Raw genomic sequence first — 12872 nt, 5'->3', positions numbered from 1 at the left:
CAAAAAACGCATACGAGTAAAATTGCATGCGTTTTTTGTTTTCCTTTTTTTCTCCTCCCCACCGATTTTACGTATCTTTGCCCCCAAGAAGAAAAGATGAAGATACTCAAAGAAGTAACTTCAATCGTAAAATCGTAAATCGTAAAATCGTAAATATAACTATGATTCTTTTTTTCAGAACCCCATCCAAGAGTGTGATTGCCGTAGAATGCAATCATGAACTCCCCCAGGCAGACAGCGACAAACTCTGCTGGCTTTTTGGAGAAGCCACCCCCGAAAGTGAAGATAACCTGAAAGGACATTTCGTCGGCCCGCGCCGCGAGATGATTACTCCTTGGAGTACAAACGCCGTAGAAATCACCCAGAACATGGGACTGGACGGCATCATCCGCATCGAGGAGTACTTCCCCGTAAAAGATGAGAACGCAGACCACGACCCGATGCTGCAACGTATGTACAAGGGGCTGGACCAGAATGTATTTACAACCAACCGGCAACCGGAACCGATTGTACACATCGAAGACCTGGAGGCATACAATGAAAAGGAAGGTCTGGCACTTTCCAAAGAAGAAATGGACTACCTCAAGAAGGTAGAGAAAGACCTCGGACGCCCTTTGACAGACTCCGAAGTATTCGGTTTCGCACAAATCAACTCTGAGCATTGCCGTCACAAAATCTTCGGCGGGACATTCATCATCGATGGAGTGGAACAGGAATCTTCACTCTTCCAGATGATAAAGAAGACTACACAAGAGAATCCCAACAAGATTATCTCTGCCTACAAAGACAACGTGGCCTTTGCCGAAGGTCCGGTCATCGAGCAGTTTGCTCCCGCAGACCACTCCAAGCCCGACTATTTCCAAGTAAAGGACATCAAGAGTGTCATCTCCCTGAAAGCGGAAACACATAACTTTCCCACAACAGTAGAACCGTTCAACGGTGCGTCTACCGGTACGGGCGGTGAGATTCGCGACCGTATGGGCGGCGGTAAGGGCTCTTGGCCTATTGCCGGGACAGCCGTTTACATGACCTCCTATCCCCGTACGGAAGAAGGACGTCCCTGGGAAGAGATTCTGCCGGTACGCAAATGGCTGTATCAGACTCCCGAACAAATACTAATCAAGGCTTCCAATGGTGCCAGTGATTTCGGAAACAAATTCGGCCAACCGCTAATCTGCGGTTCAGTGCTCACTTTCGAACATAAGGAAAAAGATGAAGTCTATGGTTACGACAAAGTGATTATGCTTGCCGGAGGCGTAGGCTACGGTACCCAGCGCGACTGTTTGAAAGGTACACCGGAAGCCAGCAACAAAGTGGTTGTCATCGGTGGAGACAATTATCGCATCGGTTTGGGCGGCGGCTCCGTGTCTTCCGTAGATACCGGACGCTACAGCAGTGGCATCGAGCTGAATGCCGTGCAACGCGCCAACGCCGAAATGCAGAAACGCGCCTACAACGTGGTACGCGCACTTTGTGAAGAAGAGACCAATCCGGTGGTTTCCATCCACGACCACGGCTCTGCCGGACATGTAAACTGTCTGTCTGAATTGGTAGAGGAATGCGGTGGTCTGATTGACATGAGCAAGTTGCCTATCGGCGATACGACTCTGTCTGCCAAGGAAATCATAGCCAACGAAAGCCAGGAACGCATGGGCTTGCTGATTCAGGAAGAGGCCATCGAACATGTACGCAAGGTAGCCGAACGTGAGCGTGCCCCGATGTATGTAGTCGGTGAAACGACCGGCGACCATCGCTTTGCCTTCCAGCAAGCTGACGGTGTACGTCCGTTCGACCTCGCCGTAGAACAGATGTTCGGCTCTTCCCCCAAGACCTATATGGTGGACAAGACCGTGGAACGTCACTACGAAATGCCCCAATACGAACTTTCCCAACTACACGAATACCTCACCAATGTGCTCCAACTGGAAGCTGTAGCTTGTAAAGACTGGTTGACAAACAAGGTGGACCGTTCTGTAACAGGCAAGATTGCCCGCCAGCAGTGCCAGGGTGAATTGCAGTTGCCTCTGAGCGATTGCGGTGTGGTAGCTTTGGACTATCGCGGCGAAAAGGGTATCGCAACTTCTCTGGGTCATGCTCCTCAGGCAGCACTTGCCGACCCGGCAGCCGGTTCCATTCTTTCCGTCAGCGAAGCATTGACCAACTTGGTTTGGGCACCGCTTGCCGAAGGTCTGGACAGCGTTTCCCTCTCTGCCAACTGGATGTGGCCTTGCCGTTCGCAAGAAGGTGAAGATGCCCGTCTATACACGGCAGTAAAGGCATTGAGTGACTTCTGCTGCGCCCTGCAAATCAACGTACCGACCGGTAAAGACTCTCTTTCCATGACACAGAAATACCCCGACGGCAGCAAAGTAATTTCTCCGGGCACGGTAATTGTTTCTGCCGGTGGAGAAGTTTCCGACGTCAAGAAAGTCGTATCTCCGGTGCTGGTCAACAATGAAAAGACTACCATTTATCATATAGACTTCAGTTTCGACAACCTGAAACTCGGCGGCTCCGCCTTTGCCCAGACTCTGGGCAAGGTAGGTGACGAAGTTCCCAGCGTGCAGGATGCCGAATACTTCCGCGATGCTTTCCTTGCCGTGCAGGAGCTGGTCAATAAGGGACTGATTCTTGCCGGACATGATATTTCTGCCGGTGGTCTTATCACTACACTGCTTGAAATGTGCTTTGCCAATGTGGAAGGCGGTATGGAAATCAACTTGGATAAAATCAAGGAGCAAGACCTTGTCAAGATTTTGTTTGCAGAGAACCCGGGTATCGTCATCCAGGTGAGCGACAAGCATAAGGAAGCAGTGAAGCAAATCCTGGAAGATGCAGGCGTAGGTTACGTGAAGCTCGGCAAACCGACAGACGAACGCCATATTCTTGTATCAAAAGGCGATGCTACTTATCAGTTTGGCATCGACTATATGCGTGATGTATGGTACTCTACTTCTTATCTCCTTGACCGTAAGCAGTCCATGAACGGCTGTGCCAAGAAGCGTTTCGAGAACTACAAGATGCAACCGGTGGAATTCGCCTTCATGCCGGACTTCAAAGGCAAGTTCTCACAATACGGCATCGACCCAGACCGCCGCACCCCTTCAGGCATCCGCGCCGCCATCATCCGTGAAAAGGGAACCAACGGCGAACGCGAAATGGCCTACTCACTCTATCTGGCAGGCTTCGATGTGAAGGATGTTACCATGACCGACCTTATCAGCGGTCGCGAGACGCTGGAGGATGTAAACATGATTGTTTACTGCGGCGGTTTCTCCAACTCCGACGTTCTCGGTTCTGCCAAGGGTTGCCGGTGCTTTCCTGTTCAATCCGAAAGCGAAAGAGGCGCTCGACAAATATTATGCACGCGAGGATACGCTTTCGCTGGGTGTCTGCAACGGTTGCCAGTTGATGATGGAACTTAACCTTATCAATCCCGAGCTTGAAAAGAAAGGTAAGATGCTGCACAATGATTCCCACAAGTTCGAATCCAGACACCTCGGTGTTACCGTTCCCACCAACCGCAGTGTAATGCTCGGCTCCTTGAGCGGCAGTAAACTGGGTATCTGGGTGGCCCACGGCGAAGGCAAATTCTCTTTGCCATACGATGAGGACAAATACAACGTTGTGCTGAAATACTCATACGACGAATACCCTGCCAACCCCAACGGTTCGGATTATTCCATAGCCGGATTGGCAAGTGCCGACGGACGTCATCTGGCCATGATGCCCCACTTGGAACGCGCCATCTTCCCCTGGCAGAACGGTTGCTACCCCGCAGACCGTGTAAACAGCGACCAAATCACTCCTTGGATAGAAGCATTTGTCAATGCACGCAAGTGGTGGAAGCCAATAAAAAATGAACTGAACTTACTTCTTAATAGAAATGTAACAAGCGCGGGTTGATAAATAAACCCGCGCTTGTTCATTTTTTCCATTCTTTGCCTTCTTCTTGGTTTTCTCAAACAAAAGCATTACTTTTGTGTTTATTTTCACGACTCCTCCTTAATAGAACAATTCAAAAAAACCGTTCGACAATTATGAAAAAGTACCTCTTTTTCTACATACTGCTATTATTACCAATTACAAGTATCGCACAAACATACAAATACATTGGTGTGGAAGACGGTTTAAGCAACAGACGGGTATATGCTATTCAAAAGGGACCTAAAGGTTACATGTGGTTTCTTACCCACGACGGCATCGACCGATACAACGGAAAGGAATTCAAACCGTACAAATTGATGGATGGAGATAAAGAAGTGAATTCCATGATGAACCTGAACTGGCTCTATGTAGACCCCAAAGGCTCCATATGGGAAATAGGCAAAAAAGGACGCGTATTCCGCTATGATACACAACACGATTGTTTTTCCCTGGAATACAAGCTACCCGAAAGCGAAGTGAAAGGACGTCCAACCCCCATCAGTTACGGTTTTGTGGATGCCAACAGCATAATATGGCTTTGCAATGAAGATGCCCTATATCTGTACGACAGCAATACCCAGAAGGTAACATTCATTCAAAACGAAATAGGAGAACGAATTACGGATATCGCACAGATTGATTCGACCCACTTCTTCATCGGAACCGACATCGGCATACATTATGCTAAGCTGGCCAACAACATCCTCACCCTCAGTCCCTGTAACCAACTGGACACCTTGAAGATACAAATCAACGAACTATACTATCACAAACCATCCCACAAGGTTTTTATCGGTACTTTCCAGCGGGGAATATTCTCCTATGACCTAAACAAGCACAAGGTCATGCATATACCATCCGGACTGATGGACATCAGCATCAACTGTATCCGTGCCTTCAATGACAATGAGATTCTCATCGCAACGGACGGAGCCGGTGTCTACAAGATGAATACCGATACCTATGCATCCGAACCGTATATCATTGCCGACTACAACCGGTACAACTCAATGAACGGAAATACTATCAATGACATTTACATCGACAGCGAGCAACGTATCTGGATGGCCAATTATCCCATCGGCATAACTGTACGCAACAACCGATATGCCGATTACCAATGGATAAAACACTCTATCGGCAATAAACAATCACTCATCAATGACCAGGTAAACGCCATTATCGAGGACCATGACGGAGATTTATGGTTTGCCACGAACAACGGAATCAGCCTCTATTACAGCAAGACGAAACAATGGCATTCTTTTCTCAGCACCTTCGACTCCGAAAGCCATAGTAAAAATCACACCTTCATCTCACTGTGCGAGGTGGAGCCCGGCATCATCTGGGCCGGAGGGTATAGTTCCGGCATCTACCAGATAAACAAGAAACAACTGTCCATAGACTTCTTTACCCCATCCTTATTCAGCAATCTGAATATCCGGCCAGACAAGTATATCCGTTCCATTATGAAAGATTCTTCAGGAAACATCTGGTCCGGAGGGTATTATAACTTAAAAGAAATAGATTATTCCAGAAAAAGCATACGGCACTTCCCCGACTTGAACGGTATCACCGCCATCATAGAGAAGGACTCCACACATATGTGGATAGGCACTGCCACCGGCTTGTACCTATTGGAAAAAGCAACCGGCAAGTATAGCTATATCCAGATGCCGGTAGAATCCTACTATATCTACTCCCTATACCAAGCTTCCGACGGAATGCTGTATATCGGTACCAGCAATGCCGGTCTACTGGTATATGATACGACCAAAAACACATTCAGACATTATCATAGAGACAACTGCGCCTTGATTTCCAATAATATCTATACACTATTGTCCGACGGTAAAGGAAATATCTTTCTGAGTACAGAACACGGTCTGTCCACCTTCTATCCTGCCGAAGAGACATTCCATAACTGGACCAAAGAACAAGGACTGAAGTCTGACCATTTCAACGCAGCCTCAGGCACCTTGAGAAAAAACGGCAATTTCATTTTCGGCAGTACGGATGGAGCCATAGAGTTCGACAAGGACATGGTCCTGCCGCGTGACTATAAGTTCAAAATGGTATTCAGTGACCTGCGGGTATTCTATCAGACCGTTTATCCCAAGGATGAAGGTTCTCCACTTATTCTGGATATTGACGAGACAAAAACCTTGCGTTTGAAGTACAACCAGAACATCTTCTCATTGCAAGTCTTAGACATCAACTATGACTATCCTTCCCTAATTCTGTACTCCTGGAAACTGGAAGGCTTCTATGAAGGTTGGAGCCGTCCGGGAGAGGAAAACGTCATCCGTTTTACCAACCTGAGTCCGGGCAACTATACCCTCCGCGTACGTGCCATCTCCAACGAAGACCGCCGTATTGTCCTGGAGGAACGCAGTATGGACATCATTATCGAACAACCCCTCTGGCTCAGCTTCTGGGCGTTGATACTCTATGCAGTGATTATCATATCCATTGCAAGCATCACTCTGCGAATAATAGTCTTGAGAAAACAGCGGAAAGAATCTGATGAGAAAATACGCTTCTTCGTCAACACGGCGCATGATATACGTACTCCACTGACGCTCATCAAAGCACCCTTGGAAGAAATCACCGAACGCGAGCAACTGACTTCCAGCGGACAGAGCAATATCAATACAGCCCTGCGAAACGTAAATGCCTTGTTGCGACTGACCACCAACCTTATTAATTTCGAGCGCGCAGACACCTATTCCGGAAGTCTATACGTATCCGAATACGAACTGAGCACATATATGGAGGAGACAATCGATGCTTTCCGTTCATACGCAAACATAAAACACATCAACCTGACCTACGAAAGCAGCTTCCGTTATCTGAACGTATGGTTAGATAAGGACAAGATGGATTCCATTTTGAAGAATATCATATCCAACGCATTGAAATATACACCGGACGGAGGCAATGTACACGTCTTTACTTCCGAGACAGAAGACACCTGGAGTATTGAGGTGGAAGACACCGGTATCGGAATTCCGGCTTCGGAACAGAAAAAGCTGTTCAAGATGCATTTCCGCGGCAGTAATGCTATCAATTCCAAAGTTACCGGCAGCGGCATCGGACTACTTCTGGTAGGGAAACTTGTACGCTTACATAAAGGAAAGCTCAACTTCAGCAGTATGGAAGGAAAAGGCTCTTGCATCAAAATCACGTTCCCCAAAGGGAACAAGCATTTCCGCAAGGCAATCCAACGCCCTCAACCCCAAAACGAACGGATTGTTTATTCAGCTTCCGGAGTGCCTATCAATGCCCCCGCTACATCATCCGCTGCTTCCAGCGGCATCTACGACAAGACGCAGCAACAGTCGCAAAACAACAGTAGCCACCAGAAAATTCTTATTGTAGAGGACAATGACGAATTAAGGGAATATCTGCGCAGAACACTGTCTGAACAGTACAACATACAAGTATGCTCCAACGGAAAAGAGGCACTGACCATTGTCAAGGAGTATATGCCAAACCTCGTCATTTCAGACATCATGATGCCGGAAATGAGAGGAGACGAATTGTGTCATATCCTGAAGAACGACATCGAGACATCACATATCCCCATCATCCTGCTCACAGCACTGAATACCGACAAGAATATCATCGAGGGACTGCAAAGCGGAGCGGATGAATATATTGTGAAACCCTTCAATATCGGTATATTGCGGGCAAACATTGCCAACCTGCTGACTAACCGGGCACTGTTGCGCCACAAATATGCCAGCCTGGACCTGAACGACGAGAAGAACAATACGGATTGCATCAACTGCTCCAACGACTTGGACTGGAAATTCATTGCAACCGTCAAAAAGAGCGTCGAAGACAATATGGACAACCCAAGCTTCAACGTCGACGTGCTCTGCAACCTGCTGAATATGAGTAGAACCAGCTTCTACAATAAGATAAAGGCACTGACCGACCAAGCTCCGGCTGACTACATCCGGCTGATTCGACTGAAACATGCTGCCCAACTTTTGAAAGAACAAAAGCATACCATCACCGAGATTTCAGAGCTCACCGGTTTCAGTGATGCGAAATATTTCCGTGAAGTATTCAAGAAACATTTCAATATGAGCCCAAGCCAGTATGCCAAGAGCGGGAAAGAAGGGAAAGATGATAAAGAAATAAAGTAAATTACAACATTTTGAATATGAATATATATCTTGAAGCATTCTCCATTTTCTTTAAGATAGGAGCCTTTACCATCGGCGGCGGTTATGCATGGTACCGCTAATAGAAAACGAAATCGTAACCAAACGAAACTGGATAGCCAAAGAAGATTTCATTGACCTGCTTGCCATATCACAGTCTGCTCCGGGCATCCTTGCCGTCAATATATCCATTTTTATAGGGTACCGGCTACGGGGAATACGAGGGAGCATAGTCACTGCATTGGGAACCATACTTCCTTCGTTTCTCATCATCCTCGCCATAGCGTTGTTCTTTCACAATTTCAAGGACAACACCCTTGTGGAGCGTATATTCAAAGGGATTCGCCCGGCAGTGGTTGCACTGATTGCCGCCCCTACATTCAGCATGGCCAAATCGGCCCGGATAAACCGATACAACATATGGATACCGGTGGTTTCAGCACTGCTCATCTGGCTGTTGGGCTTCTCACCCATCTGGATTATCATTGCAGCAGGAGTGGGAGGATACTTCTTCGGACGTTTTTCAACGTCCGAAGAAGTAAAAATTAAAGAATTAAAAATTAAAAAAGATAGCAACATTAATCACTAATCATGATTTTCTTACAGTTATTCTATACATTCTTTAAAATCGGGCTTTTCGGCTTTGGCGGTGGATATGCCATGCTGTCTATGATACAAGGCGAAGTAGTCACCCGCTATGGCTGGCTTTCCCCTCAAGAGTTTACTGATATTGTGGCAATCAGCCAGATGACACCCGGCCCGATAGGCATCAATTCGGCAACCTATGTAGGTTTTTCTGCCACCGGTAGCGTATGGGGCTCCATTGTCGCTACTTTTGCCGTAGTGCTCCCCTCTTTCCTACTGATGCTGACCATCAGCAAATTCTTTCTGAAATACCAGAAACATCCTTCCGTGGAAGCGGTATTCAGCGGGCTCCGTCCGGCAGTGGTCGGTCTGCTGGCCTCAGCAGCGCTGGTATTGATGAATCCGGAAAACTTCAGTTCTCCCAAAGAAGACACGTATTCCTTCGTCATCAGCTGCCTCATCTTCCTCGTGGCATTTGTAGGCACCAAGAAATATAAACTGAACCCGATAGGAATGATTGTAGCCTGCGGAATAGCAGGGCTGATATTTTATTAAGGATTAGGGATTAAACGTTAATGATTAATCCCTAATCCTTAATCCCTAATTTTTAATCCTTACTTTTTAAAGTTTAATCTTCTTTCCAACGGATTTCGATTCATTATGCAGACGGTCCAAGGCTGTCACCACATAGCGGTACTTTGTCTTTCCGTCTTCATAAGGAAGTTTATAGAAATTATCGCGCGTGATGGCTACAATATGGGAAGGGTCATCTATATTCACTTTCTCTTTGTTGCCAAAACGATAGACCACGTATTGGACGGCACGGTTCATTTCCTCTTTATACTTGGGAGCTGTCCAGAAAAGAATATATCCGTCTTCCGTCCATATCGGTTTCATCTTACGCACCTTTCCTGGAACTTCGTTATCCATAAAATCGAAAACGGGAGGCAATGCCGGATATTTATGATATTCGGCAATCAAAGCATCACGATACTTGCCCGCATTCTCAATCACCGCACTGGCCGGCCACTGGCAACTGCCGCCGATGGTTTGATAAGCCCGCTGCAAAGCCATCTTACGGGGAAGCTGATTGATTGAGGGATTCTTGGGGTCGGCATTCTGCACAGTGTTCATTACGGACTGACCGATAAACAAAGGACGGTTTTCCGTATTCTTGGCCCACCATTTCACCAGTGTCTCATAGTCGGCAACCGGATGTCCTATATGCCAATAAATCTGCGGAATATTATAGTCTATCCAACCTTCACGGGCCCACAGCAGTACATCCGCATAAAGGTCATCGTAGTTTTGCAACCCTTTGGTCTTACTGCCAAGCGGGTCACTGCTTTCGTTCCGGTAAATGCCAAACGGAGAAACCCCGAACTTCACCCACGGCTTGATTTCACGAATTGTTTCATGCAGTTTCTTAATCAGCATATTCACGTTGCTCCGGCGCCAGTCTCCTTTATTGCTGAAACCTCCGCCAAAACGTGCAAAACTTGCATCGTCAGGAAAATCCTTGCCCTTAATGGGATAAGGATAAAAGTAATCGTCCATATGAATGGCATCCACATCATAGCGGGAAACAATGTCACTCACCACCATGCAGATGTGCCGGCGGCTCTCGGGCAGTGCCGGGTCAAAATACAACTGGTCGCCATAAGTGACAAACCATTCCGGATGGATATTGTAGACATGATTGGGAGCCAACTCACTCTTCAAGGTTGTCTTCGTGCGATACGGATTAATCCATGCATGAAACTCCATACCACGCTCATGGCATTCATCAATCATAAACTGCATAGGGTCCCAATAGGTTCGGGCGCTTTACCCTGCACTCCGGTAAGGAAACGGCTCCACGGTTCCAGTCTGGAAGCATACAGAGCATCCGCTTCGGGACGTACCTGGAAAATTATGGCGTTTATTCCCGCCTTCTGCAAGGAATTCAACTGCCCGATCAGATTCTGCTTCAGCTTTTCGGTCGGCATTCCACGGAACTGTCCGTTTACTGACTGTATCCATGCTGCACGAAATTCACGTTTAGGATAGGCAGACCCGGTCTGCACTTGCGCAAATGCTCCTCCCGCCATTAGCAGCAAGAAGAATACACATAAAAGGGATTTTACTCTCATTCTCTAATTACAGCTTTTTAATACTTAAAATAGTTTATAATTAAGGTTTGTCCTTCATCGGCCATTCCACAATAAAGCGGCATCCTCCGCAATAGGTGTCATCCAGATAAATCCGGCCTCCCACCAACTCCATTATCTCATTGGCTATGGCAAGCCCCAATCCGGACCCTTTGGTAAACGTGTCCACTTTATAAAAACGTTCGAAAATACGGTCCGATTCGTCCGGCCTGATGCCTATACCGGTATCCTCTATCACGAAGCGCAATACATGTCGGGACTTATCTTCCTCACAGGAAACGCGTATATGACCTTCTTCCGTAAACTTCACCGCATTATCCAACAAAGACACCAGCACCATTTTCAGCCATTGCCGGGCTGCATAAAAGGCCGTAATGCCGGAAGCAGGCACATATTCCAGTTCAACTCCCGGCTTCAGTTCCTGGCGGAAGCTCTCAATACATTCCTTGCAACACGCATCCACCTCTATCTCCTCCCGCGGCACCTCCCACACTTGCGAATCCATATCCGCAATATTGAGTATATTCTCCATCAAGCTCAACAGATATGTATTGTTGCTCTCCACTTGTTCAACATACTCGCGCTTCTCCACATCATCCAGTTTCTCCTGAGCCAGCAAGGTAGAAAAGCCGACAATGGAATTCAACGGAGTACGGATTTCATGGGTGATATGCTGTATAAAGGAACTTTTGACCTGACTCATTTTCTTCACCGCCCTGCGTGCAGCTTCCAACTTACGGTTCATGGAGAGGGTGCGGATATACAGATAAGTAATGAGCAGCAAAAGCAACAATACCAGTCCGCCAACGGCCAAGGCTATCATCAGTCGTTCCTTGTTCAATCTGGCACTCAGTTCCAGCTTCTCCATCTTCAACCGGTCCACCTCAAACTGTGCCGTATATTTGCTTAGCTTGTCATCCATTTCTGCCGTACGCACGGAGTCACTCACGGCGGCATATCTGGCATAACTGCGGCAAGCCGCACGATAATCGCCCAACTGTTCCTGCAGTTCTCCTTTCATATAATGGTTATAAGGATAGCAAAGCCCCAGTGAATGCTGATAATCCATGAGTGAATCCACGTAAGCAATGTTACCTTTCAAATCACCGAGGATACGGCAACACATTATCTTATAGCCAAACCATGCTTCGGGCGTCGAGCTCTCCGGATGCTGACGGTAGAAGCGGTCGGTCTCCTCAATATAAGGCTCAGCAGTCTTTCTACCTTCATTGGCCAATAAGCCTATAACCCTGAATTCACAGAAACGCAAGTGCAGGGAAGGGTCTATGCTGACTTGTTTACGGTTCAGTTTGTCCTCCAGCTGCGACAATTTACTCAGATACTCGCCGGCTTCGGCATACTCACTGCGTGAAAGATAAGTCTGGATAATATTAAGCAACACCACGTATGCGTCACGATAATAGCTGCCCTCCTCAAAAAGTTTCAGTGCATTGTTGTAATTCTCTATACACAGTTTTACGTTGTTTCCAAAGACCCGATGGTTATACCCGATGCACATTTCGCCACATGCCAATCCGTATTTGTCCCGGGCCTGCTCGGCATCCTGATGGAGCCTGACGGTTTCAGCCATCGCCTCCTCCTGCATACCTTTCTCCGTCATGCGCTGAATGTACTGCCGCCACGCCATATACCGGTCTCGTGTCCGTTGGTATTTCCGGCACCAGTCCATATATTCATAGGTTGCGGCTTTCAAGTGGTCAATGTCCCCCAACTGATAATAATGAGAAATCAAGTTGTTATGGGCATCACTAATCTGTACCGTATCGTTCAGTTCGCGGGCAAGTTTCATCCACCGGGCATTGATGGAAGGCAGTCGGTCTTGTCCCAACACTTTCTGCGCACTATCTGCCAGAGCTTTCATCTCTCCATAAGGGTCTTCGGCATGCAGGATTGAGGGATATAAACCTAATACCAGCACCACAAGAAGCCATTTTATATTACGCTTTACCATGTTCGGACATTAAAAGGAGTCGGATGCGAATTTAGTGCTTTTATTTAATGTAAATTAGCAGTC

General features: G+C 47.2%; 3 protein-coding genes and 3 pseudogenes. 4 read left to right on the top strand and 2 right to left on the bottom strand.

Features of this window, described 5'->3' with window-relative positions; translation table 11 throughout:
* Positions 1-161: 161 nt before the first annotated feature.
* The 4 genes and pseudogenes from purL (at position 162) to JCM16496_RS05285 (ending at position 9242) form a co-directional block, all read left to right on the top strand.
* Positions 162-3906 (top strand): annotated as a pseudogene (gene purL, locus JCM16496_RS05300) (phosphoribosylformylglycinamidine synthase).
* Positions 3907-4040: 134 nt separating this feature from the next.
* Positions 4041-8084: a hybrid sensor histidine kinase/response regulator transcription factor gene (locus JCM16496_RS05295; RefSeq protein WP_025832831.1), complete on the top strand. Its 4044-nt coding sequence runs from the start codon at positions 4041-4043 to the stop codon at positions 8082-8084.
* Between the two features lie 17 nt (positions 8085-8101).
* Positions 8102-8691 (top strand): annotated as a pseudogene (locus JCM16496_RS05290) (chromate transporter).
* Positions 8692-8693: 2 nt separating this feature from the next.
* The gene (locus tag JCM16496_RS05285) at positions 8694-9242 is read left to right on the top strand and encodes a chromate transporter (RefSeq protein WP_025832830.1); all 549 of its coding nucleotides are present in this window, start codon (positions 8694-8696) and stop codon (positions 9240-9242) included.
* Between the two features lie 66 nt (positions 9243-9308).
* On the opposite strand, the pseudogene JCM16496_RS05280 reads toward JCM16496_RS05285, so the two are convergent.
* Positions 9309-10819: pseudogene (locus JCM16496_RS05280) on the bottom strand (glycoside hydrolase family 10-like protein).
* Positions 10820-10859: 40 nt separating this feature from the next.
* Entirely contained in the window at positions 10860-12809 is a 1950-nt protein-coding gene (locus JCM16496_RS05275) for a sensor histidine kinase (RefSeq protein ID WP_025832827.1), read from the bottom strand.
* Positions 12810-12872: the final 63 nt, after the last annotated feature.

Source organism: Bacteroides rodentium JCM 16496, assembly GCF_000614125.1.
In the GTDB taxonomy this organism is placed as follows: domain Bacteria; phylum Bacteroidota; class Bacteroidia; order Bacteroidales; family Bacteroidaceae; genus Bacteroides; species Bacteroides rodentium.
Note: the sequence above shows the minus strand (reverse complement) of the source record. Positions and strands in the feature narration are given on the sequence as shown.